The organism is Paenibacillus sp. P3E (assembly GCF_001909045.1).
Classification (GTDB): domain Bacteria; phylum Bacillota; class Bacilli; order Paenibacillales; family Paenibacillaceae; genus Paenibacillus_AQ; species Paenibacillus_AQ helianthi.
Window position 1 is genome coordinate 1 of the sequence record NZ_LVWH01000188.1, and the last position, 20,718, is coordinate 20,718.

Below are 20,718 nucleotides of genomic sequence, written 5' to 3' on the forward strand. Positions count from 1 at the left end.
GGTTATCCCTGATGCCAGCAAAATTAGATTTTATATCATATTATAATTATTATAAAGTGTAACGGAGTGATTATCAATGATTCTCACTAATTTTATTACAAACCATGTTTTTTTACAAATATCTATTTTCAATCCATGTAATCATTTAAAGTCTTGTATTTGAAAAAAATCAAAAAAGAAAGCCCCCGCACTGGAGGCTTTACTTCTATTGTAGATGCGATTATTCGCAATGGATGATCAGCCCAGGAAAGAACGCAGCATCCATTGGTTTTTCTCCAAATCGCTGCGGATTTTGATGAACAAATCGGCCGTTGGCTGATCACTCACCTGCTCGGCCAGCTCAATGCCTTCAGTAAGCTCTTCGGCCACGGTGGCGAAGTCTTCAATCAGCGTCTGAACCATGCCGCGGGTATCTTCTTTGCCTGTAGCTTCCTGAATGGTAGCCAGTTCAAGATATTCTTTCATGGTAGCCGCCGGGCTGCCCTTGATGCTCAGCAGACGTTCAGCCACCTCGTCCATTTTGAGGGTAACATCATCATACAGTTCTTCAAATTTCACGTGCAGGGAGAAGAATTGCTCTCCTTTCACATACCAGTGATAATTATGAATTTTGACGTATAGTACGTTCAGGTTTGCAACCTCACGGTTGAGTACTTGTTCGAGTGAAGTTGTGTTGACTTTGCCAGATGCTTTAGCCATTGTAATATCCCTTCCTTATCCATAATTTAGCCGGCTGCCTGTCCATGGTCCGGCATGCAGTTGTCTATACTGAATTTACCCTTTCATACTGGAGACGAAACATGAAATATCCTTTCTGGTGCAAGACACCAAGTCTGAACGCCTTCCTTGTTGATGGCTTATTCTGTAGGATGAGCCAAGCCTGTCCGGCTTATGCTTTTCCAGAAGTATCAACTTTGGACTGAAGTGGTGGAAGCAGCAAAAAGAGGCCCGGAGGCCTCCCTTAATAAAGTACCGGGCAGGGTGAGAGCAGCTTACAGCATAAGAAGCAAGGCCTCCGCCCCGGTCATTCCCGGTACAATTCCCAGCTTCTCAGCTTCTATGGTTACGGACTCCATAGGTGCAGACAGAAGCTGCGGCAATGTCCGCACACCAACGGCCCGGGCTGCTATAATCCTGCGGTCGCTAAGCGTTTCATTGAGCAACCCCACGTCAAGCGCTCCGCACATGATATACCCTTTATCCGTGCTGATCGACAGCAGCGTAGTCTTGGGAAGCTTTACTTCGACACCAATCATTACATGACCACCTACGACAACAGGCTCCATGGTAACCAACCAACATGACCTCCTTGTTCTTGATCCTCCATCACGTTGTATGTGTATGCTTTATTGGGGATCAGTGTGCGGATGAAGGACTAGTTCTCCGCTAAATGAGGGTCAATAGTCCTGATTTCCCAATAAGGAGGTATATGCTTATTCATGAATTAATGGTATAGTTTATATACTTTTAAAATAGTATTTTCAATAGTGTCTACTGACAAAGCTGGGGGATTTATGGACAAGAAACTACAACACACGGACGGCAATTATTTATTCAATGTCGACATCCTGATCAACGCCCGTACTAACCCGCTTGCACTGCAATACTTGCTTGAAATGTTGAACAGCAATGAGAAAATCACGGATTTCAACATTAACTCAGGTCTTGAGCTCGGAAAAACAATTGATAATCTCCTCCGGTCCGCGAAGCTTGCACTGAAGCAGGAACCCGCCACGGCTGCTCATGTACCTTTTAAATTGCCAGTGAAGCAACCGGGTAAGCAGGCTGAAAAGCCTGAACCCAAGAATGTCCCCGCAGTCACACCTGCGGCTACAACTGCGGCAACCCCTGCAGATGCGTACGGTAAAATCAGACTATACATTCAGAACAACCAACTGGTCCGGCTCCGCGCTAACCGGCACGGCAAACAGGTGTCTATGCCCTGCCGTATCCTGAATTTTGATGAAGCCGCCAATTCACTCAGTGTATATCATGTGGATGAGAAGCAAGTGTATACGTTCAAGCTCAATGAAATCGACGAATTTTCGTAGACCATGTACACCTTCACCACCAGACAAACAAGCACCTGTCCCGGAAGGAATCTTCGGGGCAGGTGCTTGTTTGTATTTTTATGGTCTTCGTTCTGAGTATCCATCAATCTTTTCGTGAAAAAGCTTCCCAAGCCAGACAAAGCCACCCGGCAATAAAACATACCCCGCCAAGAGGAGTAATCGCTCCGAGCACCTTAATGCCGGTAATACTCAGCATGTACAAGCTGCCGGAGAAGAAAATAATCCCCAGCATCAGCAGCCGTCCCGCTAAGCGCAGACGTGAGCTCTCCCCCCATTGACCTGCCGCCAGCCCAATGAGAATCAGTCCAAGCGCATGAATCATGTGATAATGCACACCGGTCTCGTAGACCTTCAGGTAGTCTTCACTGATCACAGTTTTAAGCAGATGCGCTCCGAACGCGCCTATGCCGACAGACAGCATGACCAGCAAGGCTCCATAGGCTATAAATCTTCGTTGCATGGATACACAGCTCCTTCTATTGAACTTCTCCTATCTTACCGTACCTGGACGTTGTATTTCCAGCAGCCGTAAGTTTGGAACATTTTGCAAACCGGGCTTGCATTTGCCGCCATCTTATGGAAAAGTGGGTACTACCATCATTTATATCAAATAGGATACAAGGAGTGCCTCACATGGACGATTATTCTCCACCACAAGAAGAGCAAGTTCTGTATGAAGAAAACCCCCGGGATTTCAAACATTCCGGCCCCGGTATTGCCTCGTTTGTTATCGCCCTGATTACCCTTGCCGGCTATATTATTGCCTTTGTCGTTGTAGGTGCTAACGTCTCCTCCGTCACAGGTGGAAGCGACTCTTTCATTACCAATTCTGCAGAGTCTATCTTTTACCTGGGAATGTCTGTACTCGTCCTGGCAGCGGTTAATGTGATCGGGGCTGTAATCGGCATAATCGGACTTACCCTCCGCAAGCGCCGCAGGGTACTTGCTGTCATCGGCACTATAATTAATGGAGTCATTCTGCTGCTGTTCATGCTGATGATTGCCACCGTACTCGTTAATGCCGGTTCAGCCTGAGGCCAAACACTTACCCATTCCAAAGAAGAGGCCGCCCCGATTTTATTCGGAAGCGGCCCTTTTTTTCCTAGTGTAAACTGCAGCCCAGTACGGAATTACCGGCTGACCATACTGTCCAGCGAAGCATAGACATGCGGTCCAAATCCCTCTGAAGCCTCCCGCTGCGGAATGTTCAGCTTGATGACATATCCCTGCCCGTCCATTTCCTTCACCACATACTCCCGGGTCAAATCGGATCCCATAGCAGTAAGATAGAGCCGGATGCCGGTCATCCGCTGGTCACGCTCCTTTTGACCAAGTGCAGTCACTTTGCCAGTAGAAGCCAGCTCCTCCTCACCCTCCAGTTGAAGGGCATCGAGATTGAAGTCGGAGGGCAGCTTGGTAATCTCGGCGTAATACCCGGGATCAACTTTCATTGCCAGCTTGCCAGTCTTCGCATCAAACGTGAAGATATCGAATACATAGAGTGAATATCCCGCTCCAGTCGCCAGGGTTGCCGTCTTTTCTTCCTCCATGCCCTCCAGCGTCAGCTTGAGTGTCTTCGTCTTGGCGAGTCTACCTGTTGAAGGTGCTGCGCTTCCGCTCTCCGCAGACTTTTCCAGCTTCGACAGCACCCGCTGTGAAATGGAGGAGTCTCCTTCTACACTTCGCTGGGCATATTCGAAGACTACAGGATCATCCATATTTAAGGTCTCTAGAGACTGCTCCAGCCCCGCACCAAGCTCAAATGATGTTGCTCCTTCTTCTGTCTTGATCTCTACCGAGTGATTATCAATCTGTCCGACATAGATTCCTGTACCGTGAATCATCTTTGCTTCCTTTGCAGGAGATGAACTGGGTTCAGTTGCAGAAGAAGAACTGGGTTCAGTCGAAGGGCTTGGTGACGGTGATGCCGTGCTCTGTGCCGGAGTGGGAGAGGTGGTGGACGAAGGCTCTATCGGAGCCTCGGCCGGGGTATTGCCGCTGCATGCGGTTATAGCCAGCATTAATACAACTGTTGCCGCCAGAACAGGTAGTTTACGTTGTGATTTCATGTTGACTGCCTCCTCATTGGTGAAACGGTAATCGAATCGCCTGCCTAGGCTTACTCTTATTAACGAATAACCCTTCGCCCGGGTTGCATAAACTTTCTGCTATATAGATTGGACCGTTTACAACTGGGATAGGCATTCGCCGGAAGCAGCATGCTGCAAAATTAATACAATGGTGAAGAGCCTTTTTTAGAATGACCCTGAAGGAGTGATTTCCTTGAAAATAGATATCGGCTGCGGTTCCGGCAAAGAATCTGGTTATCTGGGAATCGGCCGTGAAGGTTGCCCCGGAGTGGATATCGTGTGCAATATTAATACGGGAATTCCACTGCCGGATAATACTGCAGAATTTGTTATGGCCAGCCGTGTGCTGCCGTATGTGGACAATTTATTTGCCGTAATGGCGGAAATCTACCGGATCAGCACCCACAAAGCTGTTGTTTGTATTCTGGCCCCTTATGCCCACAGTTTCCCCCACATTTCTAATCCTCTGTTCAAGCAGAAATTCGACGAGTATACTCCCCGCCATTTAACGGGCAGCTTTTTCCAGCCTTCCTCCGGAGCCGTTTCTCCGGAAATCCCCGATTATCCGGTGCCTGCGCCACCCTTTGACTATCGGCTGCTTCGGATGGAGCTATTCTATCAGTATCCTTTTGACGACATCCTTTATGAAGCCGAGGAACTGGAGATTCTGAAGACGCTGCAGTCTAATGTCGTTCATGAAATTATGTACCATTTTGCGGTGATTAAAAAACCAATAACAGCTGAAGAGCTCGAAGACATGAGCCGCAAAGCCTACCCTGAACCCCGCGCCCTGCTCGCCCGGAGAAGACCGATCACAGAATAGACAAGATAAACTTAATTATGTGCCCATTACAAACAATTATTAACACATTCTGTCATAGGCTAATAACAAACCGAATAAAATGCATACCGTTCTCAAAAAACGAGCGGTCTGCCTTTTTTATTGTTGTCATAACATACTGTATCTTCTTTATAAGGAGGTGAAAATCATTCCTCTAGTCGTTCGGGCTACAATTAACGCGACCGGTGCCATCACTTTCACGGGCAACACGCTAGGCCTGAGCAGGTCTGAAACAACTGGTGTACCGGGCACTCAAGATAGTATCGGGGCGTTTACCACAGTAAATACTTCCTCCACATTTGGAACATATCCCGCTGGAACTACAAATCTATATACAAGCAACAGCTCGGCTGCCATTCTGTCGATACCTTCAGGAAGTACAGTGCTGTATGCAGAGCTGATTTGGGCAGGCTCCTATATTAACGGTTCCGTCAACCTGAGTTCTGTCATTAACAATCCGATCTCCTTCACCACGCCGGCGGGCACTCTATTCAGTGTCTCCCCGGACGCAGCGACCAGCAATTCTGTCGATTTGGGCGGCGGAGGCTTCGCTTATGTACGTTCCGCGAATGTAACCAGCATTATTCAGACAGGGGGGGCCGGAAGCTATACCGCAGGCAGTGTAGTCGGTACGATAGTAATTACTGGCGATACTACAGCGAATCATGCGGGCTGGACCTTAGGCGTTATTTACTCGAATCCGTCTCTTCCTTTCCGCAATATGTCTCTCCGGGCAGGCGCTGTGCTTGTACAGGCCAGTTCTGCTCCTGTGGTCACAACCATTACTGGATTCGCGACCCCTGTGTCAGGAGCACTGGGCGGAAGAATTCTGTTCAGCGCACAGGAAGGAGATGCCAACCGTTCCGGAGATCAGGCGCTGTTTGGTCCAACTACCTCTACCCAGGTAGCGTTGTCTGGCCCCAATAACTTCGCCACCAACTTTTTTGCTTCACAGATAAATAATGATGCCGGAGTGCTCAATACAACCGGGACCTTTGGGACCCGCAATCAGACCAACGGCAGTCCTGGAACCAACATCATTGCTGGACGTCAAGGCTGGGATATCACCAATGTCGATGTCTCCGCGAGACTCGTCAACAATCAGTCTTCTGCCTTATTGACCCTAACCACTTCTGGCGATGCCTACGTTGTCAATGGAAATGCGCTGCAGATTGACATCAATGCTCCCAAAATCACCTTAACCAAAGGCTCAAATGCGGCGGGAACCATCGTCGGAGATACGTTGACCTATACCGTAACTGTCAGCAATACGGGCACTGCCAGTGCGACCAGCGCCGTTTTGTCAGATGCCTTGCCGGCAGGCTTAACTTTTGTGACCGGAAGTGTGGTTGTAGCCGGTATACCTAGGCCTATGTATGATATAACAGCAGGCATTCCCCTTGGGACTTTGACTCTCAGCACCTCTGTGACCGTTACATACCAAGCCAAAGTCACTTCATTGCCACCTTCGCAGATTGTTGCCAATACGGCCAATCTCGCATTTACGTTCCAGAGTGTCGCGGGCGGATCGATATTGACTGGAGTTATTCCTTCAAATACTGCCTCTCTGCCGGTATACTCTCCGGTCCTTGGCATTGTCAAAAGCGCCAACACCACAAATGCCACTGTCGGCGATCAAATTATTTATACCCTGCAGATTGCTAACACGGGTAATATTGGCGCAACTACTACGCTAACCGATAATATTCCCGCCGGCAGCTCCTATGTGCCCGGAAGCTTCACAGTGAACGGAACCCCGGTAGCAGGCAATCCAGCCTCAGGTATCGCCATCGGCGTCATTGCTGCCGGAGGCAGCTCAACCGTCCAGTTTCGGGTAGTGGTAAATAGTCTTTCTCCATCGTCTCAGCTCGTAGACCAGGCAACTGCCGCGTATACTTTTGTGGTACCGGACGGCCGGACGGTGGCCGGATCAGCCGCTTCCAACACGCTTACAATTCCTGTTACTCTGCCGAATGTTGTGATCGTAAAAAGTGCAAGCTTCCCTGATGTTGCCGTAGGTGACGTCCTCCTATATACCTCCATAATCAGTAATAATGGAATTGCCCAGGTCACCAATCTTATATTGTCTGACCCGCTTCCGGCGGGTAGCACTTTTGTTGCAGGAAGCGTCAATGTCAACGGATCTTCGCGCCCGTCTGCTGATCCTGGAACGGGAATAACTGTAGGTACTATTGCAGCAGGCGCCAGTGTCACCGTTACCTTTCAGGTATCTGTGACCTCTGTACCTTCACCTGCACAGCTCTCAAACCGCTCATCCGCATCCTACAGCTCCGGTGCGTTTACCGGGATCACCCAATCCAATACGACGGCAACGCCTGTCTATCAGCCAGTCATAGGGATCAATAAGAGTGCGAATACAGCCAGTGCGACTGTAGGCGGGAATGTTCTCTACACCCTGCAGATGCAGAATTCGGGGAATCTGGCTGCCACAGTTATTCTAAGTGACAACATTCCGGCAGGATCAGTCTTTGTGCCCGGCAGTGTCACCGTCAACGGTGTGGTCCGTCCATCGGATTCACCCACTGTGGGGATACCCCTGGGAGCTGTGGGCCCTGGAGCAACGGTTACTGTTACCTTCCTTACAGCGGTGCAGTCACTTCCGTCTCCAGCCGTGCTAGTGAATCAAGCCAGCAGCAGCTACACCTATCAACTGCCGAGCGGGCGCTCCCTCTCTGGAACAAGTTTGTCCAGCACAGTGAGTATTCCGGTATCCGCACCGGGCATCACCCTGATCAAAAGTGTGAATCTTACCAATGCTGCTGTCGGGGAGTATATCACCTACACTGTGGCGGTCACAAATCCCAGTGGCGTACCTGTGAACAACGTGGTCCTGTCCGATCCGGTTCCAACTGGCGGTGCATTTGTAGCCGGAAGTGTCACCATCAACGGGACGCCGCTACCCTCCGCTAACCCTGGCGCCGGCTTTAGCCTCGGAACCATCGCTGCAGGTGCCACAGCAACCGTAACCTTTCAGGTGAATGTGATTTTCGTGCCTAATCCGGCAGTCCTTGTGAACAGGGCAAGCGCTTCTTTCACTTCCGGTTCTTTCAGTGGTGCCGCTCTGTCAAATACGATCAGCACTGCAGTGTTCATCCCCGTTATCGTTCTTGAAAAAAGCGCGAATGCAGCACAGGCCTCTGTCGGCAGCTCCTTGTCCTATTCCATTCTTGTCAGTAATACCGGGAACATTGCCGCAACGATGAACTTGACCGACACTCTGCCGCCGCAGGCAGTATTCGAAGCAAACAGCGTGAGCATTGGTGGTACGCCTCTGCCGGGATTCAATCCCGTCACAGGGATTCCTGTAGGACCACTCGCACCAGGCGACAGTGTTACCGTCTCATTCCTGGTCACAGTTACCGCGCTGCCACCCGGCCAGCTGCTGCTTAATACAGCGGCGGCTGCCTTCAGCTTCACCCTACCCGATGGCCGGCAACTTGGGGGGAATTCCGTATCGAATACACTCTCCATTCCTGTCTCCGCGCCTAACGTAAGTATTGTAAAAAGCGTGAATGCCATTGACGCCGTTACGGGTGATATTCTAACATTCACCTCCGTTCTGACGAACAACAGTATTGCTGCTGTCAGCAAGATCATTCTCAGTGATCCCTTGCCTGAGAATGCAGCCTTCATTTCCGGAACCGTAATTGTGGGCGGTGTCTCCCAGCCGCTATCAATCCCGTCCGCCGGCATTCCAATCGGCAGTCTGGGCCCCGGGGCCTCAGTCGCCGTAACATTTGAGGTGAAGATAACAATGCCGATTCCTTCACAAATCAACAACCAGTCAACCGTCAGCTTTACCTCCGGTGTATTCTCAGGCTCCTCATCATCCAACATTACAACTACACCGGTCATTCAGCCGCAAATTTCCTTGGTCAAGAGTCCCGACGCGTTCAATAAAACCATTGGCGATACTGTCATCTACTCGATTATAGTCAATAATACCGGCAATCTTACCGCAAATGTAACCCTTACAGACAACATCCCGGACGGCACTGAATTTGATCCCAACAGTGTTATTGTAGGAGGATTCCCCCAGCCGGGATCAGCCCCGGATACGGGGATCGCTGTCGGAATTGTGGCTCCGGGCGCAAGTGTGACCGTCAGTTTCACCGTCATTATTGTTTCGCTGCCCTCCCCACAGCAAATAGTCAATCAGGCTTCGGCAACCTTCACTTTTACACCGCCTGACGGACGTCTGCTGACCGGCACAGCATTATCCAATGTGGTGACGATCGGCGTCTCCGCGCCTAACGTCGCTGTGGTGAAAAGCACAACCTCTACATCGGTTGCCATTGGAGATACTATCCCTTATTCCGTCAATATTACCAACAACGGGATTGATCCGGTCAACAATATAATACTAAGTGATCCTCCCCCACCGGGAACTGCTTTTGTGCCAGGCAGTGTGTCGGTCAATGGCGTTCTTTTTCCAAATGCCAATCCGGCTACCGGGATAAGCATAGGCACATTGGCTATTGGCGCATCTGCTATAGTTTCATACAGTGTAACGGTTGTATCCCTCCCGGCTAGCGTATCAATCAACAATCAGGCCACAGTTACGTATACCTCGGGCGTTTCTTTTTCCGGCTCGGTATTCTCCAATCTGGTTAGCGTCCCCGTATATCAGCCCATTATTGCCGCCGTCAAAAGCGCCAGTACAATGAATGCCACAGTAGGCGATACCGTAACCTACTTCTTAGCGGTCAGCAATACAGGCAATTATGGAGCAACCCTAACCGTTACGGATAATATTCCGGCCGGTACTATCTTTGAGCCCAACAGCGTGCTGATTAATGGCTCCCCGCTCCCTCAGGCTGATCCGTCTACTGGAATTGCCGCCGGTATTGTCGCTCCTGGAGGAACAGTAACAGTCGCCTTCTCGGTAGTGATCACTTCACTCCCTAATCCTCAAGTGCTGGTGAATCAAGGAACCGTAGCTTACAGCTTCACCTTGCCTGATGGGCGGACGCTTGGCGGCTCGGTCCTGTCCAATACCATTACATTTCCTGTCTCGAATCCGAATCTCGCCGTAGTCAAAACGACAATAACAACCGCTACCACCATTGGCGATACCATTACTTATTCAGTGACATTGACCAACAATGGGATTGCTGCTGTCAATAATGCTGTATTCACAGATGCGCTCCCTGCAGGTACTACATTTGTAACAGGCAGTGTGCTGGTGAATGGTGTGGCGCGACCCGCAACCTCTCCGGCTACAGGTGTAACCATAGGCACTATTGCCCCTGGCGCTTCAGTTACCGTAGACTTTAACGTTACGGTAACCTCGCTGCCGGCAACCGGATTGCTGAACAATCAATCCTCTGTCAGTTTCACCTCCGGAGCACTCTCTAGTGTAGGCTTCTCCAATATCCAGACTACACCAGTCTATCAGCCGGTTATCAGTGCAGCCAAAAGCTCAAGCTCTGTAAATGCGACGGTTGGAGACACGATTACTTATACGGTCAATGTAAGTAATCAAGGGAATTACCCGGCAAATGCCACTTTAACGGATACCATTCCCGCCGGGTCCACTCTTCTCGCCAACAGCGTGCTGATTAACGGTTCTCCGTCTCCGGGGTCTGACCCTGCAACAGGAATTCTACTGGGGTCGATTGCCGCCGGGGCAAGCCTTAGTGTTGTTTTCTCTGTTGTTATCGATACTTTGCCGGTCAGCCAGCAGTTGACCAACCAGGCTACTGTTTCCTATGCCTATACCTTACCGGATGCCCGGACCTTCAATCAGACATCGCACTCCAACATCAATCAGATTTCAGTCTCATCGCCAAATGTGCTTGTCGCTAAGACTACAGCTGCAACCGATGCCGTTATCGGGGATACCGTCAGTTACAGCATCTCTGTTACCAACAGCGGCATTACACCGGTCAATAATGCAGTACTCAGTGATCCCATTCCGGCAGGTGCTTCCTTTGTCAGCGGCAGCGTAGTCGTTGACGGAACTCCTCTGCCGGGAGCCAATCCGGCCAATGGCATTTCACTGGGCACCATTGCACCGGGAGCAACAATACAAGTCACTTTCAGCATCCTTGTTAATACACTGCCTACGCCAGCCATTCTGAACAATCAGGCTTCCGTGAGCTTTACCTCCGGGGCGTTCTCAGGGGCTTCATATTCCAACACTCTAGCTACCCCGGTGTACCAGCCGTTCATTAACATTGTCAAAACAGCGGATACCACAAACGCAACGGTCGGAGATACTGTAACCTATTTCCTCAACATCACGAATACCGGCAACCTTGCGGCGAATGTCACGATTACAGACACCATTCCTCCAGGCGCGGTGTTTATTCCGAACAGTGTAATCATAAATGGCGTATCACAGCCTGGAGCTGATCCGGCGAGCGGGCTGAATGTCGGCAGTGTTGCTCCGGGTGCAACTATCACCGTGACGATTACCTTGCAGGTCACCGTGGCATCGCTGCCATCACCGCAGCAGCTTGTGAATCAGGCCGCGTCCACCTTCACATTTAGTCCGCCGGATGGCCGTCTGCTCTCTGGCTCATCTTTGTCGAACAAACTGGTTATTCCGGTCTCCTCTCCTGATGTAACGGCCGTCAAGAGCACTCCTGTTATTGATGCGGTCGTCGGAGACATAATCACGTATACTATTGTGGTCACGAATAACGGAATTGTTCCCGTGAATAATGTAGTGGTGGTTGACCCGATTCCAGAAGGCAGCCAGTTCGTCACCGGCAGTGTCACGGTGGATGGAGCCGCCCGTCCCGGCGCTAGTCCTGCTACAGGCATTGTAATTGGAACGGTTGCGCCTGGAGCCTCCTCTACCACCACCTTCCAGGTAAGGGTGATTCAGACATGAGCTCTGCTTTCCCCTTTCAACCTGTTGTAACCAATCAATCCAAGGTGTTCTTCCGATCGGCAGCGGGCATAGACTCCATTACTTACTCTAATAAGATCAACACCCCGATTGTAGGTCCGGTTCTTTCTATATTAAAAAGCGCGGATCAAACCAGTGCCTCCCTTGGAGAGACCCTAGTATACACATTCGTTGCCCGAAATGAAGGCAATGTGTCGGCATTGGCTACCCTGATAGACGCTATTCCTTCTGGCGTATCCTTTATGGCCAACAGCGTCTTGCGAGATGGAGTTCCCCTTCCCGGGGTCTCTCCTTCCTCCGGCATACCTCTGGGAACGATCTTTCCACAGACCGACGTACAGATTGCCTTTCAGGTCATTGTTGTTGCACTTCCGCCTTCACTGAAGCTGAGCAATAGAGCCAAGGCCGTCTATTCCTTTAGCACTCCGGAGGGGAGGATCGTGCAGGGAGAAGTTTTATCAAACCAGGTTACAGTTGCTCTGCTCTCCTACCAGCTCTCCATTCTGCTAGTCGCAAGCACATCTACCACATTTATCGGGGATACTGTAACCTACACACTGTGGCTAAAGAACGAGGGAACCCGGCTGCTGACCGATATTACAGCAACCATTCCTGTGACGGATGGGACCGTGTTCCTCCCCGGAAGTGTCATCTCCGGCGGTATTTATTCGCCTGATAACGACCCGGCCAAAGGCATACTAGTGGCGCCGCTGGGCACAGGTACAACCACAGAAATCACGTATCAGGTTAGAGTCACTTCAACCCCTGCAACATCAGTATTAACCACGCAGGCCGTTGTTTCTTACTACACAGGCGGGGATACGGCTGATACCAAGAGCAACACGGTCAATGTTACCGTTGTTCACTCCGGGCTGTCCGTCAGCCTAAAGGTTAATAAATCCAACGCAGCTCCCGGGGATCATCTGCGCTATGTGTTCACCGTCAGCAATAGCGGGAATCTGGCGGTGGATGCAGTCCTTGCAGATATTATGCCTGATGACACACTTTTTATCTGGGATAGTGTGAATCTCAACGGAACTGCTCAGAAGGGGACCCATCCCAGAGAGGGTATTCCCCTTGGCACCCTAAGGGCAGGCTCCGCGGCTATTGTTGATTTTCTTGTCTCCATCCCGGCCGAGACCAACATACACCAGAACCCTGTAATCCAGAATCAGGGCAGCGTACAGTATACTTATAGACTGCCTGATGGACGCATTGTAAGGGAGACTGAACGTTCCAACACCGTAGTCACCTTGTTGTTCTCACCGGTCATCTCTGTTCAAGTTACAGGTGAGCCTCCAATAGCTGAACCCGGCGGTATTGCCGAATTCTATATTTCCGTTACCAACAGCGGCAACTATCCGGCTGAGGTATCGCTCATAGAGATCGTTCCCCAGGGAAGCACCCTCGCAACGGGTTATGTTACACCTGAAACCCCGTACAGCGGGATTATCCCCCTCGGTACGGTGCAACCGGGGCAAACCATCCAACTCAGCTATGTAATCCGCATCAATCCCGGTTATCTGGGCCGTGCTCTCCAGGGCTCTTTAACCGCACTCTATATGTACACTATCGATGGGCATAGATACTCCGGGGAGACCCGCTCGAACAGCTATAAAATGATCATCGAAGAAATCAGTGAATAAGAAGGTTCACATATCCCCCAGCCCCATGAATATACTTTAGTTACAACCTGCCCTTCAGTCACCCTTTGTGCCCGTACCGATTAATATTCCATGGGAGGTGGTCGTTCTGCCGCAATCATCCGGTCATTACGCGTTCGTCGTATCCAAAGAAGACTGGTCCCTTCACCGTAAAGGCCATCAGGATCAGGAACGTCATCAGCAGAAGGTCCGGGAAGCCATTAAGGATAATCTGCCTGACCTCGTGACTGAAGAAAATATTATTATGTCCGACGGCAAGCAAATCGTTAAAGTGCCTATCCGCAGTCTGGATGAGTACCGGATTATCTACAATTTCCGCAAGCAGAAGCACGTCGGCCAGGGCGATGGTGAAAGTCAGGTCGGGGATGTACTCGGCCGCGATTCCCAGTCCGCCCAGCCGGGTAAAGGCGATAAGGCAGGCGATCAGCCCGGTCAGGATACGGTAGAAGCGGAGGTCGATCTGGAGGATCTGGAGGACATCTTGTTCGAGGATATGGAACTGCCCCATCTTGCCCCCAAGGCACAAGAAGAGATCGAAGTCAAATCCATCGTCTTCAACGATATCCGCAAAAAAGGCATGATGTCCAACATTGATAAGAAGCGTACCCTGCTTGAGAACCTGCGCCGCAATGCCAGCCGGGGCAAACCCGGCATTCACAGCATCAGCCCCGACGACCTGCGCTACAAAACCTGGGATGATATCACGGTGCCTCATTCCAACGCGGTGATTATTGCGATGATGGATACTTCCGGGTCCATGGGCACCTTTGAAAAATACTGTGCCCGCAGCTTCTTCTTCTGGATGACCCGCTTCCTCCGGCGCCAGTATGAAAAGGTGGAAATTGTGTTCCTGGCACACCACACAGAGGCCAGGGAGGTCAGCGAGCATGACTTCTTCACCCGTGGCGAGAGCGGGGGAACCATCTGCTCCTCAGCCTATCAGAAGGCACTGGACATTATCGACAGCCGTTATCCGCCCTCCAAATATAACATCTATCCCTTCCACTTCTCTGACGGCGACAATCTCACCTCTGATAATGAACGTTGTGTCAAGCTGATCGGCGAGCTGCTGAAGCGCAGCAACATGTTCGGCTATGGAGAGGTTAACCAATACAACCGAAGCAGTACCCTGATGTCTGCATACCGTCATCTGAAGCAGGAGCAGTTCATGCATTATGTGATCAAGGACAAGAAGGAAGTCTATCAGGCACTGAAGACCTTTTTCGGTAAAAAGCACACTGTGCAGTAAGAAAAGACCTCTACCCGGAAAGGTGGAGGTCTTTTACTGTCGATATCCTTTTGAACAATTGACAGTTATTCGTCACTTAATAAAAGCTCAACATGCAGCACAGTATCCCCCTTGTTATCCAAATACCATTTGCCATCGGAGGCCTTGACAACCGATTTAAGATAATAAAATAGTTGTATCACTGAACTTTTATCATCCTTGTCACTGACAGTATAAACAAAATAGACTGTGGCCTTATTCGGTCCATATGAGACAACGGTCGCCTGCTTCTTGGTATACTTCAGCTCGTGTTTGAGAAAGTTGTTTTCCAGCAGCAGCTTGACCTGATCTTTGCTCAGATTCCGATTGGTATAATATGCTTCAGGAGAGCGATCCACCGCCATCAGCGCCAGTGCATCCTCATCGTTCATTGCTTGTATATATTTATCAAGCAATGTATAGATGGCTGCCTTGTCGGCATCCGGAACAGCCGCTTCCTTATTGGCAAGGGAGAGATAATCGACAGACTCTGCTTCGGTCCGGTAGACAACAATATTTTTATGAACGGCATCATAGTTCACTCTAATATTGGAGGTAGCATTGAACAAATGATTCATAACCAGTACATTGGCTCCGGAGCCCAGTATCATTGGAGCATCTTTACTGTAGGTAAATTCACGGCCGTTAAGAAAGGTCTTCCCCGATTTAAGATCAATTTTGAAGGAAGCATCCTCCGAATCTACTGTGATCACCTTTTTGGCCGCATCGTAGTTGAACTTGAATCCTAAAGCCAGTACAACACTGCGGAACTCGATGTACACTCTGCCCCCCTGCAGGATAGGAGCAGCCTTCGGATGGATTTCCTTGCTCTGGACGAAGACACGGATCGTCTTCACGTTTGGTGCCGCTGCGGAGGCTGCTGCCGGACCCAAAGACATAACTGTCAGAACGAAGGCCAGAAAGAACACTGCAATTTTACTCATATTTAAATTCTTCATCAAATTCCTTATACCCCCATTATAATTAAAATCACCCTTTCTACTTTATCGTCAACTTCCATGTATTTCCTTTGGAGTCCTAATTAGCCTTCTCTCTATCCTTGCCCTTATCGGATTCACCGGCGTTTTTGTTCGCGGCATCACGGTCCTGCATCATTTCGTCCACGCTCTTTACCTTCAGCCGGGCAGCACCGGCATTATCAGTGAGGGTCGGGATCCGTTCACCCGAGGAGAGGCGCGCCTTCGCTTCGGCAATTGCTGCACCGTATTGCGGCAGCCAAGGTTCTCCGGCAACCAGCATCTCATCGACCATTTGCCAGATTTCCTTCGGGTTGCAGACGGCTCCGACCAGCGGGTCCATCATGAAGGCTTGGCGCAACAGTTTGTCATCGCCATGAACGGCAGCCTCAACGGCCAGACGTTGTACGGAGATGCTGACATTACACACAGCGGCGAGACCAAGCGGCAGCTCACCGACCAGCGGCATAGAGATGCCGTTATGATCGACATATCCCGGCGCTTCAATAATGGCATCATCCGGCAGATTGGCAATAATACCATTATTGACGGTATTAAAATGGCCTCTGTATACTCTGCCCGTCTCCAATCCTTCAATAATATAGGAGCCATGCTCTTCACTCCGGTGTTCAGAATGGTATTCCAGTGCGGGGTCCTTCATCCAGTTGGGAAAATCAGTCTCGAACCAGTTGCGTCCCTCGGTGCATACCCGTAAATACCCCCCGGTTTCTCCGTTGATCCAGCAGCCCAGGTCAATCCAGTCCATAATTTCACCGCTGCGCTTGCGGTACCACGGAACATACTCGCTCAAATGTCCATTAGATTCGGTGCTGTAATAGCCGAAGCGGCGCAGCATGTCAATCCGCACCTTTTCCGTCCGGCTGAATTCTGGGTGCTGTTCAAAAGCTTCAAGCAGCCCTGCGGTCAAATCCCTGCCATTATGCCTCGCGGAGATATACCAGGTCTGGTGATTGATCCCGGCACAAATTATATCCACCTCGGATTTCTCCAGCCCGTAGACCTCGGCTATCTGCTGATGCCCATGCTGCACTCCGTGACACAGTCCAATCGTCCGCACACCCCCGTATTTATTGCAGGCCCAGGTCAGCATGGCCATCGGGTTCGAGTAATTGAGCAGGAGCACATCCGGCGCAGCCACCTCCCGGATATCACGGCAAATCTCCAGCATTTCGGCAATCCCCCGCTGCCCGTACATGATTCCGCCTGCACATAAGGTATCACCTACGCACTGGTCTACGCCATACTTCAGCGGAATATCCACATCGGTTGCAAACGCCTCAAGCCCTCCCATACGAATAGTACAAAATACGTACTTGGCATTTTCGAGAGCTTCTCTGCGGTCTGTCGTAGGCGAGATGGTGATCTTCAGGCCATTCTCCCGGATATCCCGCTGGCACAGCTCGGTGACCATCTGCAGATTCTGAGGATTAATATCCATAAAGGAGACTTCGATCTCCTTGAATTCCGGTACCGTCAACAGGTCACGCAACAAGCCGCGTGTGAACCCGATACTGCCCGCCCCTATAAAAGCTACTTTAAAAGACATTGCTATCATCCTCCCAATGAATGAATGGTTCCTGTCCATTGTAGCAAGGTGGCCGCGGGAAGCGTTACCAATATCATGACTATTTTACCGGTAACCTGTCAATAATCCTCACCTGTCTGTAGCCGTTGGCTGATGATCACTCCATGAGAAGCGTTCTATCGAATTACGGTATTCCACTGGAGTACAGCGGGTGTACTTCTTGAATAGGAGGTGAAAATACTGTCTGCTGCTGATCCCTACATAGTCAGCGATTTCCGCAACAGGGATTTCGCTCTGTCCCAGCAGCATCTTTGCCTTCTCCATACGCAGCATATTCAGGTAGTCCGTCAGTGTCCGGCCCGTATGCGCCCGGAAGATGCGGTGCAAATAGCCGGGATGAACGCTAACCTCGGCAGCTACCTCTTTGACCTGAATACTGCGGTCATAATTCTGATGCAGAAATTCAATCGCGCGCCGCACATAGAGCTGCGAGGGCTGCTGGCTGGTCTGAAGCTGTTCCCGACGAAGTCTGGATAAGCGCAGCAGCAGCTCGGCAAACAGCAGCCCGATCATTATGCCCCCTTGCCCGGCCCCCCGCGCTTCACCATCGCCGCCGTGCCGGTCCAGCTCCAGTACAAGCGATTTAAGCACATGAAATACCTCTTCAGGGTCCGGCAGCACCAGACTGCGGAATGGCATACGCAGCAGTGCGGCCAGGTCCTCTTCCTCCCCGGCCAGTCTGGCGATGGAAGGGGCCGCTCCCGTAGAAGCTGTGAAGCCAAATTCAACATTCAGCATCCGGCAGGACGTGCCCTCCTCGACAATTAGACGGTGCGGCACATTAGCATCCAGCATAATCAGCTCTCCCCGCTTCAGGCGGTAGCGTTCCTCTGCATTCGCATCCTGCCGCACATCGACTATACAGCTTCCCGAAATCAGGTACATGATCTCCGTCGAATGATGCTGATGGTACGCCATCGTATATGAATTCCACTGCTTATAATAGTAGGCAAAAAAATGCGGACCATACTCCCCTTCCAGCAAAGCCTGCTGAAACAGGCTTCCATTCAATTCTGGCAAGCAAGCCTCCCCCTTTCAGTATGCAGAGTGCTCATTTCTTCCTATAAGGCCTCTCAATGCGTTCTGTTATTATAGACTAAGTGTATCCTTTGAACCCTGCCAGAACAAGAATTGGATAGGTTCAACGCGAAACAGACGATGCCAAAAAGCCCCCCGCCGATGATTCGACGCAGGGGCCCATTTTTTCCAATCAAGCTTATCCGTGAAAAGAAACCAGCGACTGCTTCAGCTCCTCAGCCAGCGTCTCCAGCTTGCCGGACAGAGCGACCAGTTCCTCGCTCACGATGAATTGCTGTGAGGACATGGAGGCCACTTCCTCAGTAGAGGCACTGGTCTGCTGAACCACCGCCCGGACGCTAGCCATGGATTCACCCAGCAGGTGCTGGCATTCTGTCAGTGCCGTGACCGACGCCGACGACTCATTCAAATAGCCGATGAACTGCTCCATCTCTGCCCGGACATCTTCAAAGATAATAGAAGATTCCCGTACGGAAGCAATCTGTTCACGAAATAACGGAGCGGTCTCGCCCACAACCTGAACCGTATTTTCAATATGGCTGCTGATTTCCTCTGTAATCCTTGACACGGAGGCAATCGATTGGTTGGACTGATTGGCCAGACCGCGGATTTCGTCGGCAATTACAATGAAGCCTCTTCCGGCTGCTCCGGCTCTAACAGCTTCAATGGAAGCATTGAGCGCCAGAATATTCGTCTGCTTGTTCACAGCGACCATTGGGGTCAGGATGCTGCGGATCAGATGTGTGCTTTCTCTCAGTCTGATGGAATTTTCCTGAATCAAATCCATCATCCGCACAGTGGATTCGCTCTGGGCAACCAGTGTCTTCATCAGCTCGGCTCCCTGGTCACTGACTGTGATGACCTTCTCCGCCGAAGTATCCATGGCCTGATTGATCTCCTTCACGTCCTTGATCTGTAGATTCATCATTTCCACGTTGCGGTTACTGCTCTCTGCTTCAAGCGCCAGGCTGGCTGCCCCGTGAGCAATTTCTTCAGTGGCAGCCGCCACTTCTCTTGCATGGGTGGAGGTCGTACTGGACGCATTCACCAACTGCTCCGAGGTAGACAGAACCTGAGCTGCCGAGCTGCCGCTCTGGCCTGCTAATAATGAGATCTGCTCCATCATCTTGTTGAAGCTGTGGCCCAGCCGGCCAATCTCATCCTGGCCTTTGAAGCTCGTGCGCACCTGAAGATTGCCCTGCTCGCCTTCCTCCATCAGCCGGGCTAGCTTGCCCAGAGGACGGCCAATCTGGCGGACCAGAAGGTAGCCGATCAACAGAGCAATCACAACCGCAGCGAGGACAACCAACAGTGTGATGTAGAGCAGCTTGTCCGCAGATTTGGTAAAATCACTAACCGGAGCATATCCCATCAGCGTCCACTTGGCCGTATCCAGCGGCTGATAGACCACAAGCTGAGGAGCACCCTGCTCGTTTTCACTTGTGAACGAATGAAGCTGCCCCTTCGGTGGCTCTGTTTCAGGGTGTATGTATGAGGCTTCGCCGAGTAGCTTGTTGTCCGCTCCATACACAATACTTTCTGACGGGTCCAGAATGCGGATCTCACCGGCACGCCCGATATGCAGATTGGAGAGAATATCTGTAAGCGCCTGACCCTTGATCTCAATCAGCATGTAGTACTCCGCTTCGGGATGCTTGATATTCCGTAATAGCCTGCCCATCGTCATCGAAGACTCGGCATACACATCGAAGAAGCCTTTGGCCCTTACCGAGAACCAGACGGGATCGCCTTTGGCTTCATCAATCTGTTTTACTCTTGCCAGAATGCCTTCGTCGCTGCGGACGGCGCTGATGCCTGTCGACTTGTAAGATTCGGACTCCACCAGGTTTCTTGAGATAAGCCGGATGCCCAGCATCCGTTCATCCGAGCCTTTGACCGAGTCCAGCTTGCGGCGGATCCGGTCCTCAGCCGCCGCTTTGGCGACAGTTCCGGCTCCCGGATGGTTCACCGTCTCCATATCTGCTTTTAAAATGGAATCCACGGCAAACTGCCGCGAAAGTGCTTCATACTCGGCAAATAGAAAATCCAGCTTGTCTGCAGCCTGCACGATGGACTGGGAGGAAGCAGCAGCAACCTGATCTGTAATGATGCCTTTTGCTGCATAATATGAAGTCAGACCCAGGACCGAGGACAGCAGCACAATCGTACAGAACAAAATGACGAACAACTTGATGCCTACCGATCTAAATCGTAAGTTACGCGGGCGTTTCATTACACTCTCTCCTCAGGACAAAATAAAGGTACAGCCCTTAATAGACAACA

At 50.8% G+C, this 20,718-nt stretch carries 14 protein-coding genes; 6 read left to right on the plus strand and 8 right to left on the minus strand.

Translation table 11 applies throughout. The features are described 5' to 3' along the window. Window positions 1-237 precede the first annotated feature (237 nt). Complete coding sequence (locus A3842_RS22180) at window positions 238-699, minus strand: Dps family protein (RefSeq protein WP_074083896.1); 462 nt, start codon at window positions 697-699, stop codon at window positions 238-240. A 293-nt stretch (window positions 700-992) separates the two neighbouring features. Beyond that, window positions 993-1,295 (minus strand): YunC family protein, encoded by a 303-nt coding sequence (locus tag A3842_RS22185; protein WP_074102771.1) that lies wholly within the window; start codon window positions 1,293-1,295, stop codon window positions 993-995. Window positions 1,296-1,514: 219 nt separating this feature from the next. Here A3842_RS22185 and A3842_RS22190 point away from each other — a divergent pair, with 219 nt between their 5' ends. Next, window positions 1,515-2,051, plus strand: coding sequence for a hypothetical protein (locus A3842_RS22190; RefSeq protein ID WP_074083894.1), 537 nt, complete (start codon window positions 1,515-1,517; stop codon window positions 2,049-2,051). 103 nt (window positions 2,052-2,154) lie between these two features. Here A3842_RS22190 and A3842_RS22195 read toward each other — a convergent pair whose 3' ends face one another. After that, window positions 2,155-2,532, minus strand: coding sequence for a DUF423 domain-containing protein (locus A3842_RS22195; RefSeq protein ID WP_074083893.1), 378 nt, complete (start codon window positions 2,530-2,532; stop codon window positions 2,155-2,157). 173 nt (window positions 2,533-2,705) lie between these two features. Between A3842_RS22195 and A3842_RS22200 the strand changes: the two genes are divergently transcribed. Beyond that, a complete protein-coding gene (locus A3842_RS22200; RefSeq protein ID WP_074083892.1) occupies window positions 2,706-3,107 on the plus strand; it encodes a hypothetical protein in 402 nt (133 codons plus the stop codon). A 95-nt stretch (window positions 3,108-3,202) separates the two neighbouring features. On the opposite strand, the gene A3842_RS22205 is transcribed toward A3842_RS22200, so the two are convergent. After that, window positions 3,203-4,141: a hypothetical protein gene (locus A3842_RS22205; protein WP_074102772.1), complete on the minus strand. Its 939-nt coding sequence runs from the start codon at window positions 4,139-4,141 to the stop codon at window positions 3,203-3,205. Window positions 4,142-4,355: 214 nt separating this feature from the next. Here A3842_RS22205 and A3842_RS22210 point away from each other — a divergent pair, with 214 nt between their 5' ends. The 4 genes from A3842_RS22210 to yhbH all read left to right on the plus strand — a co-directional run bounded on the left by A3842_RS22210 (window position 4,356) and on the right by yhbH (window position 14,796). Continuing rightward, window positions 4,356-4,985 carry a class I SAM-dependent methyltransferase gene (locus A3842_RS22210; protein ID WP_074102773.1) on the plus strand — a complete coding sequence of 210 codons (630 nt, stop codon included), beginning with the start codon at window positions 4,356-4,358 and terminating at the stop codon, window positions 4,983-4,985. Between the two features lie 157 nt (window positions 4,986-5,142). Continuing rightward, window positions 5,143-11,865 carry a DUF7507 domain-containing protein gene (locus A3842_RS22215; RefSeq protein ID WP_143186339.1) on the plus strand — a complete coding sequence of 2,241 codons (6,723 nt, stop codon included), beginning with the start codon at window positions 5,143-5,145 and terminating at the stop codon, window positions 11,863-11,865. Continuing rightward, window positions 11,862-13,529 (plus strand): DUF11 domain-containing protein, encoded by a 1,668-nt coding sequence (locus A3842_RS22220; RefSeq protein ID WP_074083889.1) that lies wholly within the window; start codon window positions 11,862-11,864, stop codon window positions 13,527-13,529. Before A3842_RS22215 ends, A3842_RS22220 begins: the two co-directional genes overlap by 4 nt. A gap of 106 nt (window positions 13,530-13,635) precedes the next feature. Then, window positions 13,636-14,796 carry a sporulation protein YhbH gene (gene yhbH, locus A3842_RS22225; RefSeq protein WP_074084048.1) on the plus strand — a complete coding sequence of 387 codons (1,161 nt, stop codon included), beginning with the start codon at window positions 13,636-13,638 and terminating at the stop codon, window positions 14,794-14,796. Between the two features lie 65 nt (window positions 14,797-14,861). On the opposite strand, the gene A3842_RS22230 is transcribed toward yhbH, so the two are convergent. From A3842_RS22230 to A3842_RS22245, 4 genes are all read right to left on the minus strand, one after another. Beyond that, window positions 14,862-15,758, minus strand: a complete 897-nt coding sequence (locus A3842_RS22230; protein WP_218618695.1) for a stalk domain-containing protein — start codon at window positions 15,756-15,758, stop codon at window positions 14,862-14,864. A gap of 94 nt (window positions 15,759-15,852) precedes the next feature. Then, window positions 15,853-17,358: an alpha-glucosidase/alpha-galactosidase gene (gene melA, locus A3842_RS22235; RefSeq protein WP_074102775.1), complete on the minus strand. Its 1,506-nt coding sequence runs from the start codon at window positions 17,356-17,358 to the stop codon at window positions 15,853-15,855. A 108-nt stretch (window positions 17,359-17,466) separates the two neighbouring features. After that, window positions 17,467-18,408, minus strand: a complete 942-nt coding sequence (locus A3842_RS22240; protein ID WP_074102785.1) for a helix-turn-helix transcriptional regulator — start codon at window positions 18,406-18,408, stop codon at window positions 17,467-17,469. 205 nt (window positions 18,409-18,613) lie between these two features. Next, complete coding sequence (locus tag A3842_RS22245) at window positions 18,614-20,668, minus strand: methyl-accepting chemotaxis protein (protein ID WP_074102776.1); 2,055 nt, start codon at window positions 20,666-20,668, stop codon at window positions 18,614-18,616. Between the last annotated feature and the right edge of the window lie 50 nt (window positions 20,669-20,718).